Origin of the sequence: Amycolatopsis sp. WQ 127309 (assembly GCF_023023025.1) — a bacterium.
GTDB lineage: Bacteria > Actinomycetota > Actinomycetes > Mycobacteriales > Pseudonocardiaceae > Amycolatopsis.
Map to the genome: position 1 here is coordinate 6,175,443 of NZ_CP095481.1, position 22,121 is coordinate 6,197,563.

The following is a 22,121-nucleotide window of genomic DNA, read 5'->3' on the forward strand; positions in this document are numbered from 1 at the left end:
CTCTTAAGGAGCCTTCCTGCCATGGCAGATGACGACAAGCTGCGCGACTACCTCAAGCGCGTGGTCGCCGACGCCCGCCGGACCCAGAAGCGCCTGCGGGAGATCGAGTCGGAGCCCATCGCCATCGTGGGAATGGGCTGCCGCTACCCCGGCGGGGTCGCCTCGCCCGAAGACCTCTGGCGGGTGGTCGCCGACGGCGTCGACACCGTCGGCGCGTTCCCCGGCAACCGCGGCTGGGACCTGGCCGCGCTGGGCGATCCGGACCCGGACCGCGACGGCGCGTCGTACGTGCGCGAAAGCGCTTTCCTGCACGACATGGCGGACTTCGACGCGGCCTTCTTCGGGATCAGCCCGCGCGAAGCGCTGGCGATGGACCCCCAGCAGCGGTTGCTGCTGGAGACGTCGTGGAAGACGTTCGAAAACGCGGGCATCGACCCGGTTTCGCTGCGGGGCAGCGACGTCGGCGTCTTCGCCGGCCTGTTCTACCACGAGTACGCGGAGTTCCTCGGCAAGGTGCCGGGCGCGGGCCAGGGCTACATGGGGACCGGGACCGCCGGGAGCGTGGCGTCGGGCCGGGTGTCGTATTCGCTGGGGTTCGAGGGTCCGGCGTTGACGGTGGACACGGCGTGTTCGTCGTCGCTGGTGGCGATTCACCTCGCCGTGCAGGCGCTGCGACGCGGTGAGTGCTCGATGGCGCTGGCCGGCGGGGTCGCGGTGATGGTGCTGCCGGGCGCGTTCGTCGACTTCAGCAGGCAACGCGGCTTGGCGCCCGACGGCCGCTGCAAGGCGTTCGCGGGCGCGGCGGACGGCACCAGCTTCAGCGAGGGTGTCGGGCTGGTGTTGCTGGAGCGGCTTTCGGTGGCCCGCGCGGCGGGGCACCGGGTGCTGGCCGTGGTGCGTGGTTCGGCGGTGAACCAGGACGGCGCGTCGAACGGGCTGACGGCGCCGAACGGTCCGTCGCAGCAGCGGGTGATCCGGGCCGCGCTGGCCGGTGCCGGGGTCGCCGCGTCCGATGTGGACGCCGTCGAGGCCCACGGCACGGGCACGATGCTGGGTGACCCGATCGAGGCCGACGCGCTCATCGCGACGTACGGTCAGGGCCGGTCGCCGGACCGGCCGTTGTGGCTCGGGTCGGTGAAGTCGAACATCGGGCACACCCAGACCGCCGCGGGCGTGGCCGGCGTGATCAAGATGGTGGAGGCCATGCGCCGCGGTGTGCTGCCCGCGACGCTCCACGTGGACGAGCCGACGCCGAAGGTGGACTGGTCCGCCGGCGGGGTGCGGTTGCTGACCGAAGCGCGGGAGTGGCCGGAGGCGGACCGGCCGCGCCGGGCCGGGGTGTCCTCGTTCGGGCTGAGCGGCACGAACTCGCACCTGATCCTCGAGCAGGCGCCCGAGTTCGAGCCGGCGACGACCGCCGACGACGGCTCCGGCGCCGAGCCCGGGGTCGTGAGCCGGTCCGGCGTGGTGCCGCTGGTGGTGTCGGGCCGCGGGGCGGCGGCCCTGCGGGGGCAAGCGGCGCGACTGGTGTCCTTTGTGGACCAAGAGGGTGTGTCGCTCGCCGACGTGGGGCACTCGCTGGTGACGACCCGCGCGACGCTTTCCGATCGCGCGGTGGTCCTGGCGGCCGATCGCGCCGAGGCGGTGGCGGGGTTGCGGGCGCTCGCGGACGGCGCGGCGGGGGTCGGCGTGACCTCGGGCGTGGCCGACGTCGAAGGCAAGCGGGTCTTCGTGTTCCCCGGGCAAGGGGGGCAGTGGCCGGGGATGGGGCTGGACCTGCTGGACACCTCGCCGGCGTTCGCCGCCCGGTTCGCCGACTGCGCCCGGGCGCTGGAACCGCTGGTGGACTGGTCGCTGACCGACGTGCTGCGCGGCGCGCCCGGAGCGCCCGGACTGGATCAGCTGGAGGTCGTGCAGCCGGTGCTGTTCGCGGTGTCGGTGGCCCTGGCCGAGGTCTGGCGGTCGTTCGGGGTGACGCCGGACGCGGTCGTCGGGCACTCCCAGGGTGAGATCGCCGCGGCCTGCGTGGCGGGGGTGCTGTCGCTGGAGGACGCGGCCCGCGTCGCGGTCCTGCGCAGCCGGGTGATGGCGCGCCGGATGACCGGCCGGGGCGGGATCATGTCGATCGCCCTCGCGGCCGAACAGGCCGCCGAGCTGCTGGAGCCGTGGGCCGGGCGGGCCGAGATCGCCGCCGTCAACGGTCCGGCGTCGGTGGTGGTGGGCGGGGACCTGGACGCGCTGGCGGAGCTGAAGGCGCGGTGCGACGCCGACGGCGTCCGGGCCCGGCTCGTCAAGGCCGGCGTGGCGTCCCACACCGCGCACGTGGAACCCATCCGGGACGAGCTGCTTGAGGCGCTGGCCGGTGTCAAGGGCGTCGCCGGGCAGGTGCCGATGTTCTCGACCGTCACCCGGGACTGGGTGGACGGCGCGGACATGGACGCCGGGTACTGGTACCGGAACGTCCGGCACCAGGTCGGGTTCGCGCCCGCGATCGAGGCGTTGCTGGAGCAGGGGCACCGCGCGTTCGTCGAGGTGAGCCCGCATCCGGTGCTGACCACCAGCGTCCAGGACGTCCTCGACGGGCACGACGGCGTGCCGGCCGTGGTGACGGGCTCGCTGCGTCGCGACGACGGCGGGCTTACGCGGTTGCTGACGGGCGCGGCGGGGCTGTTCGTGCGTGGGGTCGCGGTGGATTGGCCGGGGTGCTTCGCCGGGAACGGGGCCCGGCGGGTGGAACTGCCGACGTACGCGTTCCAGCGCGAGCGGTACTGGCTGGACGTGCCGCCGGTGTCGGGGGACGTGTCGGGCGCTGGGCTGAGGTCGCCGGAGCATCCCTTGCTGGGCGCGAGAACGGGCTTGGCCGGCGGTGACGGCGTGTTGTTCACCGGCCGGTTGTCGGTGCGGTCGCACCCCTGGCTGGCCGATCACGCGGTGTCCGGTGTGGTGCTGGTGCCGGGGACGCTGTTCGTGGAGCTGGCGATCCGGGGCGGCGACGAGGCCGGCTGCCCGGTCGTCGAAGAGCTGATCATCGAGGCGCCGCTGGTGCTGCCGGGGACCGACGCGGTCGCGCTCCAGGTCGTGGTCGGGGACCCGGACGGGACCGGGCGCCGCTCGGTGTCCGTGTACAGCCGCGACGACGCCCAGGACGACGGTGCGTGGACCCGGCACGCCGCCGGGACGCTGACCGCCACCGAACCCGCGGCCGGCTTCGAGCTGGCGGAGTGGCCGCCGGCCGACGCGGAGCCGGTGGACGTCACGGGCTTCTACGACTCCCTCGCCGAGGCCGGATACGAGTACGGACCGGCGTTCCGGGGCCTGGGGAAGGTGTGGACCCGCGGCGCGGACGTCTACGCCGAGATCACCGCGCCGCCGGAGACCACGAAGGCGGCCGGGTTCGGGATCCACCCCGCGCTCCTCGACGCCGCCCTGCACAGCATGAACTTCACGTCGCTGGCCGAGACGGTGGCGGGCCGGACGCTGCTGCCGTTCGCCTGGAACGACGTCACCCTCTACGCCTCCGGCGCCACGACGCTGCGAGTGCGGGCGACGCACCTCGGCGCGGACACCGTGTCCCTCGCCGTGGCCGACCAGACCGGCGCGCCGGTCGCCGCCATCGGGTCGCTGACCCTGCGCCCGGTCGCCACCGGCCCGGTCACCACCGCGTCGAACTCCCTCTTGGCGAACTCCCTGTTCCGCGTCGACTGGACCGCGGCGGGGCTCGCGGCGCCGCCGGACACCGGGGAGACGACCTGGGACGTCGTCGAGGTCCCGGCCGGTCCGGGTGACCCCGCCGCGGCCCGGGCCGCGGCCGGCCAGGTGCTCGAGGCGGTGCGGACCTGGCTCGCCCAGGACCAGCCGGAAACCGCGCGTCTCGTCGTCGTCACGCGGCACGCGGTCGCGGTGCCCGGCCCGGACGAGGCCGGTGACCCGGCGGCCGCCGCCGTCTGGGGACTCGTCCGGTCCGCCCAGTCGGAGAACCCGGACCGGATCGTGGTGCTCGATCTCGACGACGACGAGCGGTCACGGGCCGCGGTGCCCGCGGTCGTCGCGTCCGGTGAACCGCAGGCGGCGATCCGCGCGGGCGTCGTCTCGGTGCCCCGCCTGGCGCGGACCGTCGCCGGCGAGCAGCGGGGCACGCCCCTGAACCCCGGCGGCACCGTCCTGATCACCGGCGGCACCGGGACCCTGGGCGCGGTGGTGGCCCGGCACCTGGTGACCGGGCACGGGATCCGGCACCTGGTGCTGCTCAGCCGGAGCGGCCCGGACGCGGCGGGGGCGCCGGCCCTCGAAGCCGAGCTGGCCGGCCTCGGCGCGCAGGTCCGCGTCGTCGCGTGCGACGCGGCGGAGCGGGCCGAGCTGGCCGCGCTGCTGGCGAGCATCCCGGCGGACCGGCCGCTGACCGCGGTGGTCCACGCCGCGGCGGTCCTCGACGACGGCGTGGTGTCCGCCCTGACGCCCGAGCGCCTCGACACCGTGTTCCGGCCCAAGATCGACGCGGCCGTCAACCTGCACGAACTGACCGCGGGCCTCGATCTCGCCGCGTTCGTGCTCTTCTCCTCCGGCGCCGGCGTGCTGGGCAATCCGGGCCAGGCGAACTACGCCGCCGCGAACGCGTTCCTCGACGCGCTGGCGCAGCGGCGCCGCGCGCTCGGCCTGCCCGCGGTGTCGCTGGCGTGGGGACTGTGGGAGCAGGTCACCGGGCTGACCCGCAACCTGGAGCGGGCCGATCACGGCCGGCTGGCGAGCGGCGGCCTGCGCGCGCTGACCTCCGCGGAGGGGATGGCGCTGTTCGACGCGGGGTTGCGTTCGGCCGAGGCCTTGCTGGTACCCATGCACCTCGACTTCGCGGCGATCCGCGCGCGCCAAGGCCCGGTGCCCGCGCTGCTGCGGGCCCTGACCGGGCGGCCGGGACGGCGCTCGGTACTGGACGTCGCGGCCGACGCCGGCTCCCTGCTGCAGCGGCTGGCCGGCCTGCCGGAGAAGGAACGGAGCCGGGCGCTGGTGGAGCTGGTCCGCGCCGAGGCCGCCGTCGTGCTCCGGCACGCCACCACGGACATGATCGAGCCCGATCGCGCGTTCAGCGACATCGGCTACGACTCGCTGACGTCGGTGGAGCTGCGCAATCGGCTGACCGCGGCGAGCGGGGTGCGCCTCCCGGCGACCCTGCTGTTCGACTACCCGACGCCGCTGGCGGTGGCCGCGTACCTGAAGGACGAGCTGTCGGGCCGGCGCGCGGCCACCACGCCGGTGGCGCCCGTCGCCGCCACGGACGACCCCATCGCGATCGTGGGGATGGCGTGCCGCTTCCCAGGCGGCGTGGCGTCGCCGGAGGACCTGTGGGACCTGGTGTCCGGCCGGGGCGACGCGATCGGCGGCTTCCCCGGCGACCGCGGCTGGGACGTGGAGCGCCTGTTCGACCCCGACGTCGAGCACCGCGGGACGAGCTACGTCCGCGAAGGCGGCTTCCTCGACGACGCGGCGGGCTTCGACCCGGGGTTCTTCGGGATCAGCCCGCGCGAGGCCCTCGCCATGGACCCGCAGCAGCGGGTGCTGCTGGAGACGTCGTGGGAAACCTTCGAGCGGGCGGGTATCGACCCCGTTTCCCTGCGGGGCCGCGACGTCGGCGTGTTCGCCGGCGTGATGTACCAGGGCTACCTGCCGGAAGCCGGGCTGGTGCCGGAGGAGATCGAGGGCTACCTCGGAACCGGCAACTCCGGCAGTGTCGTGTCCGGCCGGGTGTCGTATTCGCTGGGGTTCGAGGGTCCGGCGTTGACGGTGGACACGGCGTGTTCGTCGTCGCTGGTGGCGATTCACCTTGCGGCGCAGGCGTTGCGTCGTGGTGAGTGTTCGATGGCTCTGGCCGGTGGTGTGACGGTGATGGCGACGCCGAGTCTGTTCGTGGACTTCTCGCGTCAGCGTGGTTTGGCTGTCGACGCGCGGTGTAAGGCCTTTGCGGGTGCGGCGGACGGCACCAGTTTCAGTGAGGGTGTCGGGTTGGTGCTGCTGGAGCGACTCTCGGTGGCTAGTGCGGCGGGGCACCGGGTGCTGGGCGTGGTGCGCGGCTCGGCGGTGAACCAAGACGGTGCGTCGAACGGTTTGACGGCGCCGAACGGTCCGTCGCAGCAGCGCGTGATCCGGGCTGCGCTGGCGAGCGCGGGCCTGTCGGTGTCCGATGTGGACGCTGTTGAGGCGCACGGTACGGGCACGTCTTTGGGTGACCCGATCGAGGCGCAGGCGTTGCTGGCTACCTACGGTCAGGATCGGGTCGAGCCGTTGTGGCTGGGTTCGGTGAAGTCCAACATCGGTCACACCCAAGGTGCTGCGGGTGTCGCGGGTGTGATCAAGATGGTCCAGGCCATGCGCCGGGGTGTGCTGCCGCAGACGTTGCACGTGGACGAGCCGACCCCGAAGGTGGACTGGTCCGCCGGTGAAGTGCGGTTGCTGACGGAGTCGCGGGAGTGGCCGGAGGCACGCCGTCCGCGGCGGGCGGGGGTGTCGTCGTTCGGGATCAGCGGCACCAACGCCCACGTGATTCTCGAACAGGCACCCGAGGTCGAGGTTCCTGCTCGGGAACCGGCGCCGGGCGGTGTGGTGCCGTTGGTGGTGTCGGGCCGCGGTGCGGCGGGACTGCGGGGTCAGGCGGCCCGGTTGGCGTCCTTTGTGGACAACGACGACGTGTCGCTGGCGGACGTGGCGACGTCCTTGGTGACGACGCGGGCGCTGCTGCCGGACCGCGGTGTGGTCCTGGCCGCCGACCGCGACGAGGCCGTCGCGGGGTTGCGCGCGCTGGCCGAGGGCGCACCCGGCGTCGTCTCGGGGGTGGCCGGTCCGGGCGGCGTCGCGGTGATGTTCTCCGGCCAGGGCAGCCAACGCGCCGGGATGGGACACGAGCTGTACGAGCGGTTCCCGGTGTTCCGGGCGTCGGTGGACGAAGTGTGCGCCGAGCTGGATCGGTGGCTGGACGCGGCCGCCTTGCGTTCGGTGATGTTCACCGGGGAAACCGGGGACACCGGCGGCGGGTTCCTGGACGACACGGGCTGGGCGCAGCCGGGGCTGTTCGTGTTCGAGGTGGCGTTGTTCCGGTTGCTGCAGTCGTGGGGCGTGCGCGTCGACGTGGTCGGCGGGCATTCGGTGGGCGAGGTGACCGCGGCGTTCGTCGCGGGCGTGCTCGACCTGGCCGGGGCGGCGCGGCTGGTGGCGGCCCGGGCCGGGTTGATGCAGCGGTTGCCGGCGGGCGGGGCGATGGCCTCGGTCGCCGGTGCGACCGAGCAGCGCGTGCGGGAGGTGCTGGAACAGGCCGGTGCCGTGGTGTCGGTGGCGGCGGTCAACGGCCCCGAGTCCGTGGTGCTGTCCGGCGAGCAGGACGCGCTCACCGCGGTGACGGACGAGCTGCGGGAGGCGGGCTGCCGGGTGCGGCGGCTGCGGGTCTCGCACGCGTTCCACTCGGCGTTGATGGAGCCGATGCTGGACGAGTTCCGCGCGGTGGTCGAGCAGATCACGCTGCGGGAGCCGGTGCTCAAGCTGGTGTCGAACGTGACTGGCGCGGTGGCCGAGCCGGGGCAGGTGTCGGACCCGGCGTACTGGGTGGAGCACGTGCGGGCCACGGTGCGGTTCGCCGACGGGCTCGCGGCGCTGGCCGGGCTGGGTGTGTCCACGGTCCTGGAAGCGGGCCCGGGTGGCGTGCTGACCGGGATGGGGCCGGACGCGCTGCCGCCGGAGACCCGGATCGGGTTCGTGGCCACCGGCCGCAAGAAAGTGTCGGAGACCCGGGGTGTGCTGACCGCGCTGGCCGAGTTGCACGTCCGTGGTGTGCCGGTGGACTGGGCCGCGCACTTCGGCGGCGGTGAGCCGGTCGAGCTGCCGACGTACGCCTTCCAGCACGAGCGGTTCTGGCTGGACGTCCCGCCGCGGTCGGGCGACGTCTCGGCGGCGGGACTGGTGCCACCGGGACACCCGCTGCTGGGGGCCGCGCTGCTGATGGCCGAAGGCGGTGACGTGGTGCTGACCGGCCGGTTGTCGGTGCGGACCCACCCCTGGCTCGCCGATCACGTGGTGGCCGGCGTGGTGCTGGTGCCGGGAACACTGTTCGTGGAGCTGGCCGTCCGGGCCGGCGACGAGGTCGGCTGCCTCGTCGTCGAGGAGCTCGTCCTCGAGCGGCCCCTGGTCCTGTCCGGGGCGGACGCGGTGCGGATCCAGCTGCGGGTCGCCGAACCCGACGACACGGGACGCCGCCGCGTCACCGTCCACGCCCGCCCCGACACCGGGCAGCCGGACGACGGTCCCGGCTGGACCCGGCACGCGTCCGGCACCCTCGACGCCGCGCGGCCCCCGGCGCCGGTCGGCGACACCTCCGTGTGGCCGCCGGCGGGCGCCCGGCCGGTGGCGGTGGAAGGCTTCTACGACACCCTCGCCGAGGGTGGTTACCACTACGGCCCGGCCTTCCGGGGCTTGACCGCCGCCTGGACCGACGACGACCGCGTCTACGCCGAGATCACCCTCCCCGCGGCCGGTGGGGACCGCCGTGACGGCGGGTTCGGGATCCACCCGGCCCTGCTCGACGCCGCCCTGCACACGAACGCCTTCACCCCGGCGCCGCCGGACCCGGCCACCCCGCACCTGCCCTTCGCCTGGAACGGCGTCACCCTGCACGCCACGGGCGCGACCACGCTGAGGGTCCGCCTCACCCCGACGAGCCCCACCACCCTCACCCTCCACGCCACCGACACCGCCGGCCGCCCGGTCGTCACCGTCGACACCCTCACCCTCCGGCCGCTCGACCCCGGTCACCTGCGTCCGGCCGGCCGGGGCGTCGAAGACCTGGTGCACCGGGTCGACTGGGCGCCCGTCACCCTGCCGGAGCCGGTCACCGACCCAGCACAATGGACGGTCCTCGACCTCACCGGGCGCACAACGGACCCGGCCGCGGCGCGCACCCTCGTGGCCACGACGCTCGAACAGCTGCAGGACTGGCTCGACGAGCCCCAGGCGGACGCGGCCCGGTTCGTGGTGCTGACCAGCGGTGCGGTCGCCGTGGCCGACAGCGCCGAGCTGACCGACCCGGCCGCCGCCGCGGTGTGGGGGCTGCTCCGGTCCGCGCAGTCGGAGAACCCGGACCGGATCGTGGTCGTGGACCTCGACGACGCGGGCTCCTCGCGAGCCGCGCTCGCCGCCGTGGTGGCGGCGGGCGAACCCCAGGCCGCGGTGCGCGCCGGAGCGGTGACGGTGCCCCGGCTGGTCCGTCGTCCCGCGGCTGCCGAGCACCCGGCCCGGCCGCTGGACCCCGAGGGCACGGTGCTCGTCACCGGTGGCACCGGCGGCCTCGGCGCTCTCGTCGCCCGCCACCTGGTGGCCGAGCACGGCGTCCGGCACCTCCTGCTGGTCAGCAGGCGGGGACCGGACGCCGACGGCGCGGCCGAGCTGACGGCCGACCTGGAAACACACGGCACGCGGGTGACCGTCGTGTCGTGCGACGTCTCCGACCGGGACGCGCTCGGGAAGCTGCTCACGCTGATCCCCGCCGAGCACCCGCTGACGGCGGTGGTGCACACCGCCGGTGTCCTCGACGACGGCGTCGTCCCCGCGTTGAGCGCGCCCCGGATCGAGACCGTCTTCCGGCCCAAGGCCGACGCGGCGTGGCACCTGCACGAGCTGACCGAGGACCTGGACCTGGCGGCGTTCGCGCTCTTCTCCTCCGCCGCGGGCATCGTGGGCAGTCCGGGCCAGGCCGGCTACGCCGCCGCGAACGCGTTCCTCGACGGGGTCGCGCACCTGCGGCGCGCGCACGGGCTGCCGGCGGTGTCCCTGGCGTGGGGTGCGTGGCACCAGGCCGGCGGGATGGCGGACCGCCTCGGCGACGCGGATCGGGAGCGCTTGGCGCGCAAGGGTTTCCGTGCGCTCTCCGAGGTGGACGGCCTGGCGCTGTTCGACGCCGGGTTGCGGTCGCCGGACGCCGTGCTGGTCCCGATGCACCTCACCCCGCCGGCGGGCGACGCGGTGCCACCGCTGCTGCGGGCGCTGGTCCGGCCGGTGCGGCGGGGCGCGGAAAGCGCGGCCGTGAACGCCGAGCCGCTCACCCGGAAGCTGGCCGGGCGCTCGGCGGGCGAGCAGCGGAAGATCGTCCTCGACCTGGTGCTGGAGGCGTCGGCGGCGGTGCTCGGCCACGCGGGCGCGAGCGCCCTCGATCCCGAGCAGGACCTCTGGGAGATGGGCTTCGACTCGCTGACCGCCGTGGAACTGCGCAACCGGCTGGGCGCGGCCACCGAGGTGCGGCTCACCGCCGCCGTCGTGTTCGACCACCCGACGCCGGCGGCGCTCACCGACCACCTCATCGCGGGCCTGCGGCCCGAGGCCCTCGCCGAGCCCCGGGCCGGCTCCGAAACCGAGCCGATGCTCCTGCTAGAGGAGATCGACAAGCTGGAAGCGAGCATCGCGGCGATCCCCGACGCGGCCGCGCGGGCCCGCGTCACCGAACGCCTCCGGGCCCTGACGGCCTGAACCCACGAAGGGCGTAAGCATGTTCGACACTGAGGTGTACCTGGATCGCCTCGGCTACCCGGGTCCGCGGACAGCCACTCCGGAGACGCTGCAGCAGCTGCACAAGCTCCACCTGATGACGATTCCCTACGACAACACGAAGTTCGGCACGGCCGACGGCGAGCTGCCCGCCAACATCGCGGAGGTGGACCTCGACGCGACCTTCGACAAGATCGTGCGCGACGGCAACGGGGGCATCTGCTTCGAGCTGAACCCGCTGTTCAGCCGGCTGCTGCGCGAGCTCGGCTTCGGGACCAGGATCATCTCGGCCGGGGTGCGCCAGGAAGACGGGACCTTCTCGCCGGACCTGTCCCACCTGTTCACCGGGGTCTCGATGGGGGAGCACGAGGACCTGTGGCTGGCGGACGTCGGCTTCTCCGGTCCGTCCTACCTGGACCCGCTGCGGCTGAACTCCGAGGTGCAGCACCAGTACGGCTGCCGGTACAAGGTGGTCGAGCAGGCGGGCCTGCAGACGCTGCACCGCCGGAGCCGCACCGGTCAGTGGCGCGCGGTCTACCGCTTCACCCCGGACGGGCGCCGCGTCGAGGACTGGCAGGGGTTCGCCAAGCGGATGCAGGAGTTCACGGAGGGAACGGTGCTCGCGAACGCCGTCATCCGGGCCCGCTCGTCCGGCGACGGGCACATGCTGCTCGTCGGCAAGCGGTACCTCACGGTGGCGGACGGCTACGAGAAGTCGACCTCCCTGGTCGACCCCGGGGACTTCGCCGAGGCGCTGGACACCATCCTGGCCGGTGACCGGTGACGTCCGGGCCCGGGGACGCGCCGGATCCCGGCGCCTTCCCGCCCGCCCTGCACGCCAAGGTGGCCGCGGCGAAGGCGGCGTGGGAGATCGCCGTCTGCGCGCGGCACGCCGTGGTGCCCGAACACCACTGGCCGCACGAGCTGGACCGGGCCGAGCTGCGCGCCGCCCGGGCCCTGACCGAGCTGGCCTCCGGCTACCTCGAACGCGCCGTGGTGTCCGCGCGGGCGGAAGGGCTGACCTGGCCGGCGATCGGCGAGACGCTCGGTGTACCCGACGCGGAGGCCGTGTTCGCGGGCGCGGTCGACGGCTGGGCCGCGGAACTGGCGGCCGAGCGGACGGCGCCGGAGTCCGGGCGCAAGTGGGTCGTCGACACCGCGTGGTGGGCGGACGCGCTGCGCGAGTGGCTGACCAGCCCCGGCCGGAACTTCCTGGACTCCGCGGCGGACAAGGCGACGCCGGCCGGGAAGCGCCTGTGGCGCACAGACACCGCGGACGACGGGCTCGACGCGGGCTTCCTCCCGTGATCCGCGCGGTGGACCAGCACCTTCGATGAAAGGACATCCGTGCCGAACGGAAGACTCGACGACATCCGGCAGGCGATCCTGGCCGGTGACTCCGGCGGCGTGGCCGCGCTGCCGGTACCGGAGCACTACCGCGGCGTGACGGTGCACGCCGACGAGGTCGACATGTTCGCGGGCATGGCCGGCCAGGACAAGGACCCGCGCAAGTCCCTGCACATCGAGGCGGTCCCGACGCCGGAGCTGGGCCCTGGTGAGGCGCTGGTCGCGGTGATGGCGAGTGCGATCAACTACAACACCGTGTGGACGTCGATCTTCGAGCCGATCCCGACGTTCAAGTTCCTGAAGAAGTACGGGAAGCTCTCGCCGCTGGCGAAGCGGCATGACCTGCCCTATCACGTGGTCGGGTCGGACCTGTCCGGTGTCGTGCTGCGGACCGGGGTCGGGGTGCACACCTGGAAGCCCGGCGACGAGGTGGTCGCGCACTGCCTGAACGTCGAGCTGGAGAGCCCGGACGGGCACAACGACACGATGCTCGACACCGAGCAGCGGATCTGGGGCTTCGAGACGAACTTCGGCGGCCTGGCCGAGGTCGCGTTGGTCAAGGCGAACCAGCTGATGCCGAAGCCGGATCACCTCACCTGGGAGGAAGCCGCCTCCCCCGGGCTGGTCAACTCCACCGCCTACCGGCAGCTGGTCTCGCGCAACGGTGCGGACATGAAGCAGGGTGACGTCGTCCTGATCTGGGGCGCCTCGGGTGGGCTCGGCTCCTACGCGACGCAGTACGCGCTGAACGGCGGCGCGATCCCGGTGTGTGTGGTGTCCAGCCCGGAGAAGGCCGCGATCTGCCGGAAGCTCGGCGCGGAGCTGATCATCGACCGCAGCGCCGAGGCCTACAAGTTCTGGAAGAGCGACACCGAGCAGGACCCGAAGGAGTGGCAGCGTTTCGGGGCGAAGATCCGGGAGCTGACCGGTGGTGAGGACCCGGACATCGTGTTCGAGCACCCGGGCCGGGAGACGTTCGGCGCGTCGGTCTACGCGGCGCGCAAGGGCGGGACGATCGTGACGTGCGCGTCGACCTCGGGATACATGCACCAGTACGACAACCGGTACCTGTGGATGAACTTGAAGCGGATCGTCGGCTCCCATTTCGCGAACTACCGTGAGTCGTGGGAGGCGAACCGACTGATCGCGAAGGGTCTGATCCACCCGACCTTGTCGAAGACGTATGCGTTGGAGGAGACGGGGCAGGCCGCGCTGGACGTGCACCGCAACGCGCACCAGGGCAAGGTCGGCGTGCTCGCGCTCGCGCCGCAGGAAGGCCTCGGCGTCCGGGATGAGGAGAAGCGCGCGAAGCACCTCGAAGGGATCAACGCGTTCCGGCGGTGACCGCGCCGGTCAGCCGCCGTGCCGATCACCCGCGGCGACGATGCGGTGGAAGTCGGCGAGCATCCGGTCGTCGTCCGGGCGGTGGCCGGTGAGCAAGGCGATCCCGTCGGCGGCCTGGAGGACGAGCATCGGCCCGCCGTCGAGCGTCCGGCAGCCGAGGGCCCGCGCGGCGGCGAGCAGCTCTGTCCGCAGTGGACGGTTGACGACGTCGGCCACCCACAGGCCGGCGTGGAGCAGCCGCGCGGGGACCGGCGTACCGGGGTGCCCGGTCATCCCGACCGGGGTGGCCTGGACGAGCCCGGTCGCGCGTGGCAGCAGGTCCGCGAGCGCACCGAGACCGGCGTGCTCGACCGCGCGGCCCGGGAACCGGGCGGCCAGCGTCCGCGTCAGGCCGGCCGACCGCTCGTCGAGCCGGTCGACGACGTGGAGCCGGCGCACCCCGCGCGTGAGCAGGGCATGCCCCACGGCGGAGCCGGCGCCGCCGGCGCCGAGCAGGACGACCTCCGCGAGGTCCTGCTCGTCGAGGCCGCGGGGAAAGCCGACGTCCAGACCACGGGCGAACCCGGACCAGTCGGTGTTGTGGCCGACGGCGAGGTCCGGGCCGAAGACGATGGTGTTCACGGCGCCGATGGCCGCCGCGTCGGGCGCGAGCGCGTCCAGGTGGGGGATGACCGCCTGCTTGCAGGGGTGGGTGACGTAGAGCCCCTGCCAGCCGGCCGCTCGCGCGCCGGCGATCAGTGCTCCCAGGTCGGCCGGGCCCGCTGCGAGCTCGTCGAGGTCGAGCAGCTCGTACCGCCCGGGGATGCCCAGCGCCGCCGCCTCGTGCTCGTGCAGGGCGGGGGAGAACGAACCACGGATTCCCGCACCCAGGAGCCCGGCGTGGTACGAGCCGGCGGGCGGCCGCGGGGTGGTGCTCATCCGCTGCCCGTGCCCCTGACGTCGACGCCCGGCATCGACGTCAGGGATCGCGGCCCGCGTCCCGTGGGGGACCGGAGCGGCTGTGCCGACGGACAGTGGGTCTGCATCATCGTCCACTGTGGACTGCGGCGCGGCCGCGTCAGCTGATCGCGTACGGACCGAACCGGCCCCAGGCGAGCACGGCGGACAGGATGAGCAGCACGACCGGGGCGGCGAGCGCCTGGTTCTCCTTGCGGCGGACGTGCACGACGATCGCGGCGAGCATCGTGATCGCCAGGCCGGTGGCCGCGATCGGCGTCAGGATCGGAACGATGACCAGGAGCGCGGGCAGGATCAGGCCGATCGCGCCGACGATCTCGATCGCGCCGATCCCCTTGACGGAGCCGCCGGAGTAGTCCTCGGTCCACGCCATGCCGGCGGCGGCGAGCTTTTCCTTGGGCTGCAGCAGCTTCATCGCGCCCGCTGCGAGGAATGCGAGGGCCAGGAGGCCCGCGATGATCCACAGTGCGACATTCATGATCTTCGACGTCTCCGATGTTGATGGTGGGGAACTCGCCGGAAGTTAGCAGCCGAGGACTTGAAGCGTCAAGTGATCTGACTTGAAGCGTCAAGTGCCTCGTGCTACGGTTCGCCGGTGTCGCACGGCTATTCGGGATGAGGTCATGACAGCGTACGAAGCTCGTTGGCTCGACGAACGGGAGCGAGAGATCTGGATTGCGCTCGCGAGCCTGCTGATCCGCGTACCGTCGGCGCTGCACACGCAGCTGCAGCGGGACTCCGGGGTCAGCTTCTTCGAATACCAGGTGCTGGCCGGGCTTTCCGAGGCGCCGGACCGGACGCTGCGGATGAGCAGGCTGGCCGTGCTCGCCGACGGGTCGTTGTCCCGGCTGTCGCACGTGGTGAAACGCATGGAGGAAGCCGGCTGGGTGAAGCGGCGGCCTGATCCCGAGGACGGCCGCTACACCTTGGCGACGCTCGCGGACGCGGGCTGGGAGAAGCTCGTCGAGGCCGCGCCGGGGCACGTCGCCGAGGTGCGCAGGCTGGTCTTCGACCCGTTGAGCAAAGCGCAGCGCCGGCAGCTCCAGGAGATCAGCCGTCGCATCGGTGAAGCGTCCGTCGTGGACGAAGCCGGCAGCGGGGAGTAGCGGCCCTCTTCGTCTCATCCTCCCGCACCGCCGACGGCCGCCGCGTCCGGCGTGCGACGATCTGGGGGGAACCCGGATCGGACTAAGGAGCCTCGGACCTTGCCTGTGGTGCACGCCCTGTGGTCGCCGGGCCGGGGGCTGCTGCTGTGGGCGGAGCACGACCGGGGCCCGGCCGGTACGTCGAGCCGGTCGGCGCGGATCGCGTTGCCGCACCCGTTCGCGGTCTCCAGTGCGCAGCTGACCGCGCTGCACCCCGGCAAACCCACGTCGGCGACGCTGCTGCTGCCGTCGCGGGCGAGCCGGCCGCTCGCCTCCAGCGAGGCGGCGGGTGGCCGGCGACGTGGCCCGGCGCCGTCGTTGCGGGCGTGGTCGGTGCCGGCGTTGATCGTCGACGCGACCGAGCTGGACGACCTCGACGACGCCGCCTCGTACGGCGAATCCGTCACCTACCTGCGCGCGGTGGCCCGCCTGGCCGCGGATCTGGTGCGGCGCGGGCGGGTGCTGCCGACGCTGCTCCGCCAGGGCGACGCGGCCGAGGCCCGGTGGCGCCCGGTGCTGCAAGGCGTGGACTTCGTCGCGTTCGACGCGCTGGTCGCGGCCATGCCGCCGGTCGGGCGGGCCGAGCAGGTCGCGCCGCTCACCGGGGCCTCGCCGCGCGCGCTCGTCACCGACGCCCTCCACACCCTGGCCGACACGGCGGTCCGGGACCGGCTGGCGCGCGCGGAGCCGCCCGTCGACCTGCGCGGGGGCCGGGGCGCGGCCGGGGTGTGGCTGGCCGCGTTGCAGGGCGGCGGTCCCCGCGTCGAGCTGCCGCTGGGCGAGCTCGGGGTGCTGGCCGAGGCCGTCGCGAAGTGGGACGAGGTCGCCGACACCGACGTCGTCGACGGCCGGGCGTGTTTCCGGCTGACCGAAGCCGCCACCCTGCGCCGGCCGGCCGACGCCGATCCCGACGACCAGACCGGCGACGGCACCAAGTGGCAGCTGCGGTTCCTCCTGCGCGCGACGGCCGATCCGAGCCTGCTGCTCTCGGCGGGGCAGATCTGGTCGGGCGAAGCGCACGGGCTGGTCCGGGACCCGAAGGGGCTGCTCGTCGCCGAGCTGGGCCGGGCCGCGCTGGTCGAACCGATGCTGGCGCCGGCGTTGCGCCGGACGCAGCCGGCCGAGTACGACCTGACCGTCGAAGAAGCCGAACGGTTCCTCACCTCGGGCGCGACCCGGCTGATCGAGGCCGGGTTCGAAGTGCAGCTCCCGGCCTCCTGGGACGGCAGGCGCCGGCTCGGGCTGCGGCTGTCGGTCCGCAGCACGCCGTCCGAGCAGGTCGTCACCCGCAACCGGGTGGGCCGCGACGAGCTGGCCACGTTCCGCTGGTCGATCGCGGTGGGCGACGTCGAGATCGGCCGGGAAGAACTGGCCACCCTCGTCGCGGCGAAGACCCCGCTGGTGCGGCTGCGGGGCCGGTGGATCAGCGTCGACGCCGATCGCCTGCGCGCCGGACTCGAGTTCCTGCGCCGCGACCCGCAGCGGTACACCGAGCCACCGACCGGGGCCGAGCTGCTGGAGCTGGTGCACCTCGCGCGGGAGGCGCCGCTCCCGGTCACCGCCGTCAGCGCCGACGGCTGGGTCGGGGACGTCTTGGCCGGGCGGGTCGAGCAGGCCCTGCGGCCGGTCGGGCTGCCGCCGTCGTTCCGGGCCACGCTGCGCCCCTACCAGCAGCGGGGTGTCGCCTGGCTGGCGTTCATGGCGGAGCTGGGGCTCGGGGCGTGCCTGGCCGACGACATGGGCCTCGGCAAGACCGTCCAGACGCTGGCGCTCGAGGCGCTGGAGCGGGCCGCGGGCGAGCACCGGCCGACGCTGGTGCTGTGCCCGATGTCGCTGGTCGGCATGTGGCAGCGGGAGGCGGCGACCTTCACCCCCGGCCTGCGGGTCCACGCCCACCACGGCAGCGCCCGCGCGCACGGCGACGCGCTCGCCGAGCAGGTCGCCGCGGCCGACCTCGTCGTCACGACCTACGCCACCGCCGCCCGCGACGCCGGCGAACTCGAGAAGGTCACCTGGCGGCGCCTGGTGCTCGACGAAGCGCACGCCATCAAGAACGCCGACACCGCGACGGCCAAGGCGGTGCGGCGGTTCACGGCCGGGCACCGGCTCGCGCTGACCGGCACCCCGGTGGAGAACCGGCTGGCGGACCTGTGGTCGGTGCTGGACCTGCTCAACCCCGGGCTGCTCGGCAGCAGGTTCGAGTTCCGGCGGCACTTCGCCGTCCCGATCGAGCGGCGGGGCGACACCGACGTGGCCGCCGAGCTGCGCCGGCTCACGCGGCCGTACCTGCTGCGCCGGGTGAAGACGGACCCCGCAATCGTCCCCGAGCTCCCGGAAAAGCTGGAAATCCGGCAGGAGTACCGGCTCACCCGCGAACAGGGCACGCTGTACTGCGCGATCGTCGACGAGATGATGAAGAAGATCGAGAACAGCCAGGGCATCAAGCGCCGCGGCAACGTCCTCGCCGCGATCACGAAGCTCAAGCAGGTCTGCAACCACCCCGCGCACCTGCTGCACGACGGCTCCCCGATCGGGCGCCGCTCCGGCAAAGTCGTTCGCCTCGAAGAGGTCCTGGCGGAAATCCTCGCGTCGGGCGATCGGGTGCTGTGCTTCACGCAGTACACCGAATTCGGCCACATGCTCGTGCCCCACCTGACCGACCGGCTCGGCGTCGAAGTCGCCTTTCTGCACGGCAGCCTGGCCAAAGGCGCGCGAGACGCGATCGTGGAGCGCTTCCAGGCCGGCGACGGGCCGCGGATCCTCTTGCTGTCGCTCAAAGCGGGTGGGTCCGGGCTCACGCTGACCGCCGCCAGCCAGGTCCTGCACCTGGACCGCTGGTGGAACCCGGCCGTGGAGAACCAGGCCACCGACCGGGCGTTCCGGATCGGGCAGGGCCGCACCGTCCAGGTCCGGAAGTTCGTCTGCCCGGGCACCATCGAGGACCGCATCGACACGCTGATCACCCGGAAGCGCGCGCTCGCGGGCCTGGTCGTCGGCGAGGGCGAAAGCCGGCTCACCGAGCTGTCCACGGACGCGCTGCGCGGGGTGCTCACCCTGGGGGAGGACGCGATCGATGACTGAACCGCTCCCGTGGTGGCCGACCCGGTTCCTCCGGGCGCTGACGGCGATCGGCGTCCTCCTGCCCGCACCCGGCCGGGGCCGCGTCGTATCCCTGGAGGTCGGCGCCGGGCGCGTCGACGCCGAGGTGGAGGACGGCCGTCCGTACCAGGTGCGGATCGGGCTGACGGCGTTCGGGAAGGCGGACTGGGCGGCGATCACCTACGCCCTCGCCGCGAAGGCGTCGGCCACCGTCCTGCTGCTCAGCGGCGAGCTGCCCCGCGACGTCGAACAGATCTGCAAAGCGGTCCGGCTGCCGCTGTTCCCGTCGTCGGCGCGGGAGGTGTCGCTGGACTGCACCTGCCCGGACGCCGAAGTGCCGTGCGGCCACCTGAACGCCGTGTTCGCCGCGCTCGTGGCCCGGGTCGCCGACGACCCGTTCACCGTCCTCGCCCTACGCGGCCGGAACCGCGAAACGCTGCTGGAGGAGCTGAAGAATCGGCTCATCTCCGCCGAACCGCTCGACCCCGACGACCGGTCGCCGGCCCTGACCGAGGTCATGGACACCTTCTTCGCCTGCGGCCAGGCCCCGGCACCGTTGCACGGACCGCGAACGCCGGTCGACGCGCTCCTGGACCAGGCCCCGCCGTTCGCGATCACGTCGGGCGGCGAAGACGTCACCGAGCTGCTCCGGCCGGCTTACCGCGCACTCGCGGAAGAGCCCGGCGCTTAGCTCGGCAGGCGGTGGCCACGACCCGGCTGCGACACTGTCCGGCATGACGTTCCGGTCGCAGCCCCTGGATCCGGCCTCGTGGCCGGACCTGGAACGGGTGTTCGCGGGCCGGGGCGGCAGCTGCTGGTGCCAGCGGTTCCGGCGGCACGACCAGCCGGACAACCGCGCCGCGCTGCGTCGCGAGGTCGACACCGTCGCGGTGCCGGTGGGGCTCGTCGGGTACGTCGACGACGAACCGGTGGGCTGGACCCGGGTGCAGCCGCGCGCCCTGCTGCCGGGCGTGACCGGGAACCGCGCGGTGCGCCGGCTGCTCGAGGACGATCCGGCGGCGTGGTGGGTCACGTGTTTCGTCGTCCGGCGCGGGCACCGGGGTCACGGTGCCGGCGTTTCCCTGCTGGGCGCCGCGGTCGAGTGGGCGCGGGAGCACGGGGGGTCCGTTGTGGACGGACACCCGGTCGACGTCGCCGCGCCGGCGGCGGTCCCGTCGCCCGCCGCGGTGTTCACCGGCACGGTCGCCATGTTCACCCGGGCGGGGTTCACCGAGATCGGCCGGACGTTCCCGAGCCGGCCGATCATGCGCAAGCGGCTGCGGCCGTAGCCGCCTTCGGCCGTGCCCGGAAGCAGGAAGCCCGGCGCCGTACCGACCGGGTGGTATGTTGGCGCGGTGATCGAAACGGCGCGCCGGACCTGGCGATTCCTGGAGCCTTACCACGGGATGATCTACTTCGCGCCGGAAGCCGCTGCCGCGTACGCGGAGCTCGGCATCACCGGCCGCGCCGGCTACTTCGCGTCGCGGTCGGCGGCGTTCGGCGCGGTCCCGGCGCCGGTCGTGGTCGCGACCTTCTTCAACTTCAACCCGGCCCTCGTCACGGCGTCGATCAGCACCGCCTGGTCCGCCAGCGAACCGGCCGCGGTCCTCGCCGCCCGCTACGCCGCGGCCGACCAGGCCCTGCGCGGCGTCCTGGGCGACGCGATCGGCTCACCCGAGATGCGCCGGGCCGCCGTGCTCCTGCGCGAAGCCGCCGAGACGGTCACCGGCGACGTCACCGGCCGCCCGCTCTTCGCCGCCCACTCGGCCCTGCCGTGGCCGACCGAGCCCCACCTGGTCCTGTGGCACGCGCAGACCCTGCTCCGCGAGTACCGCGGCGACGCGCACGTGGCCGCCCTGCTGACGGCCGGCCTGCGCGGCGTCGAAGCCCTCATCACCCACGCCGCCTCCGGTGCCGTTCCCGCCGAAACCCTGCGCACGTCCCGGGGCTGGTCCGAGGACGACTGGAACCGGGCCGTCACCGGCCTCCGCGAGCGCGACTGGCTCACCGACGACGCCGACCTGACGTTCACCCCCGGCGGCGCCGCCCGCCGGGCGGAGATCGAGAAGACGACCGACGAGAACAGCGTCGTGCCCTACGCCCACATCGGCGAGCCCGCCTGCGCCGAACTGCAGGCACTGGTGAGCCCGTTCAGCCGGGCCCTCGCCGAGAAGCTCATGCCGTGGGCGCTCGCGAGGCAGTAGCCGCGGCGCTGCGTGAATGACTCGTCCGCGAAGTCCTGCCTTCGCGGACGAGTCACCCACCGCCCCCTCAGGAGGTGCTGCAGCTGACGCTCGGCCAGTTCCGGTTCCCGTTGTGCTGGATGGTCACCCCGAAGTTGTTGCCGCTGCCGTTGGGTGTCGCCGTCATGACCTGACTGCTCGGCCAGGTGGCGTTGACGTTCCAGGTGGCGATGATCTTCGCGGGGCCCGGCACCGTCATGGTCACCGTCCACGAGCTGGCGCCGCTGACCGAGACGTTGAGGTTGTACCGGTCGCTCCAGGACTGGCCGGCCGACAGCGAAGCGCTGCAGCTGCCGCCGCCCGGGGTCGTGGTCGGGGTCGTCGGGGTGGTGGTGCCCGTCGGGGTCGTCGTCGGCGTGGTGGTCGTGCCTCCGGAGTTGAGGACGTTCAGCACCGAGTTGTAGGCGGCCTTCTTGTTTCCGTTGCCGTCGAACAGGAGCGGGCTCTCGCCGGAGCGCCAGGAGTCGCTGTCCCGCACGCCCCACACCGTGATGCCGACGCAGCGCGCGACGTTCACGCACGCCTGGGTCAGCGCCGCGTACTGCGACGTCGACGCGTTCGTGACGTCGACCTCCGTCAGCGCCACGTCGACGCCGAGCGCCGCGAAGCCGGCGATCGTCGTCTGGAGGTTGCCCGGAACCGAGCTGCCGCCGGTGAAGTGGGCCTGCAGGCCGACGCAGTCGATCGGCACGCCGCGGGACTTGAAGTCCCGCACCATGTTGTAGACGCCCTGGGTCTTGCCGTAGCTCCAGTTGTCGATGTTGTAGTCGTTGTAGCAGAGCTTGGTCGACGGGTCGGCCGCGCGGGCGGTCCTGAACGCGACCTCGATCCAGTCGTTGCCGGTGCTCTGCAGGTTGGACGACCGGCGGCTGCCGTCTTCGTTGAAGGCCTCGTTGACGACGTCCCAGTACGCGAGTTTCCCTTGGTAGTGGGCCATCACCTTCTGGATGTGGTTGATCATCGCGTTGCGCAGCGTGGTGCCGCTCATGCTCTGCATCCAGCCCGGCTGCTGCGAGTGCCAGGCGAGGGTGTGCCCGCGGACCTGGGAGCCGTGGCTGATCGCCCAGTTGTAGACCTGGTCGCCCGCCGAAAAATTGAACTGGTTCTGGTTCGGCTCGGTCGCGTCCGGCTTCATCTCGTTCTCGGGCGTGACCATGGTGAACTCGCGCGCCGCGAGCGTGGTGTAGGCCGAGTTGCTCAGCTTGCCGGCGGCGATCGCCGTGCCGAAGTACCGGCCGGACTGCGCGGCCGCGGCGCCCAGGGTGCTTGCCGCGGCGTCGGCGCCCGGAGCGGCCACCAGGACGGCGGCCACGGCGGTCACGGTGGTGACTCCGGCCAGTACCCGGCCGACCGAGGACCGCCACCACCGGTTGCCGCGCAGGCCTGACGAACTTCCCGCCATCCGAGATCTCCTTCCGGGTTCCCGCCCAGGAGCTGTCCACCTCGGGGTCGAGTCCCCGCCGGCGCTTTCCGG

The 22,121-nt window shown here is 73.3% G+C and carries 11 protein-coding genes and 1 pseudogene; 9 read left to right on the forward strand and 3 right to left on the reverse strand.

The window, feature by feature from the left end:
* Positions 1-21: 21 nt before the first annotated feature.
* The 4 genes and pseudogenes from MUY22_RS28230 to ccrA form a co-directional block, all read left to right on the forward strand.
* Positions 22-10,494, forward strand: a pseudogene (locus tag MUY22_RS28230) (type I polyketide synthase); the annotation flags it as partial.
* A gap of 19 nt (positions 10,495-10,513) precedes the next feature.
* Entirely contained in the window at positions 10,514-11,296 is a 783-nt protein-coding gene (locus tag MUY22_RS28235; RefSeq protein ID WP_247049467.1) for an arylamine N-acetyltransferase, read from the forward strand.
* On the forward strand, positions 11,293-11,820 hold the full coding sequence (locus tag MUY22_RS28240) for a hypothetical protein (protein WP_247049469.1): 528 nt from the start codon (positions 11,293-11,295) through the stop codon (positions 11,818-11,820). Before MUY22_RS28235 ends, MUY22_RS28240 begins: the two co-directional genes overlap by 4 nt.
* Before the next feature lie 39 nt (positions 11,821-11,859).
* On the forward strand, positions 11,860-13,203 hold the full coding sequence (ccrA, locus tag MUY22_RS28245) for a crotonyl-CoA carboxylase/reductase (protein WP_247049471.1): 1,344 nt from the start codon (positions 11,860-11,862) through the stop codon (positions 13,201-13,203).
* 9 nt (positions 13,204-13,212) lie between these two features.
* Here ccrA and MUY22_RS28250 read toward each other — a convergent pair whose 3' ends face one another.
* Together MUY22_RS28250 and MUY22_RS28255 are read right to left on the reverse strand one after the other, a co-directional pair.
* A complete protein-coding gene (locus tag MUY22_RS28250; protein WP_247049473.1) occupies positions 13,213-14,121 on the reverse strand; it encodes a shikimate dehydrogenase in 909 nt (302 codons plus the stop codon).
* Between the two features lie 139 nt (positions 14,122-14,260).
* Entirely contained in the window at positions 14,261-14,638 is a 378-nt protein-coding gene (locus tag MUY22_RS28255; protein WP_247049475.1) for a DoxX family protein, read from the reverse strand.
* 145 nt (positions 14,639-14,783) lie between these two features.
* Here MUY22_RS28255 and MUY22_RS28260 point away from each other — a divergent pair, with 145 nt between their 5' ends.
* The 5 genes from MUY22_RS28260 (at position 14,784) to MUY22_RS28280 (ending at position 20,608) form a co-directional block, all read left to right on the forward strand.
* The gene (locus MUY22_RS28260) at positions 14,784-15,266 is read left to right on the forward strand and encodes a MarR family winged helix-turn-helix transcriptional regulator (protein ID WP_247049477.1); all 483 of its coding nucleotides are present in this window, start codon (positions 14,784-14,786) and stop codon (positions 15,264-15,266) included.
* Positions 15,267-15,365: 99 nt separating this feature from the next.
* Positions 15,366-18,386 (forward strand): DEAD/DEAH box helicase, encoded by a 3,021-nt coding sequence (locus tag MUY22_RS28265; protein ID WP_247049479.1) that lies wholly within the window; start codon positions 15,366-15,368, stop codon positions 18,384-18,386.
* The gene (locus MUY22_RS28270; RefSeq protein WP_247049481.1) at positions 18,379-19,095 is read left to right on the forward strand and encodes a hypothetical protein; all 717 of its coding nucleotides are present in this window, start codon (positions 18,379-18,381) and stop codon (positions 19,093-19,095) included. Before MUY22_RS28265 ends, MUY22_RS28270 begins: the two co-directional genes overlap by 8 nt.
* Positions 19,096-19,138: 43 nt before the next feature.
* On the forward strand, positions 19,139-19,693 hold the full coding sequence (locus tag MUY22_RS28275) for a GNAT family N-acetyltransferase (protein ID WP_247049483.1): 555 nt from the start codon (positions 19,139-19,141) through the stop codon (positions 19,691-19,693).
* 66 nt (positions 19,694-19,759) lie between these two features.
* Complete coding sequence (locus tag MUY22_RS28280; RefSeq protein WP_247049485.1) at positions 19,760-20,608, forward strand: hypothetical protein; 849 nt, start codon at positions 19,760-19,762, stop codon at positions 20,606-20,608.
* Positions 20,609-20,675: 67 nt separating this feature from the next.
* Here MUY22_RS28280 and MUY22_RS28285 read toward each other — a convergent pair whose 3' ends face one another.
* Positions 20,676-22,049: an endo-1,4-beta-xylanase gene (locus MUY22_RS28285; protein ID WP_247049486.1), complete on the reverse strand. Its 1,374-nt coding sequence runs from the start codon at positions 22,047-22,049 to the stop codon at positions 20,676-20,678.
* Positions 22,050-22,121: the final 72 nt, after the last annotated feature.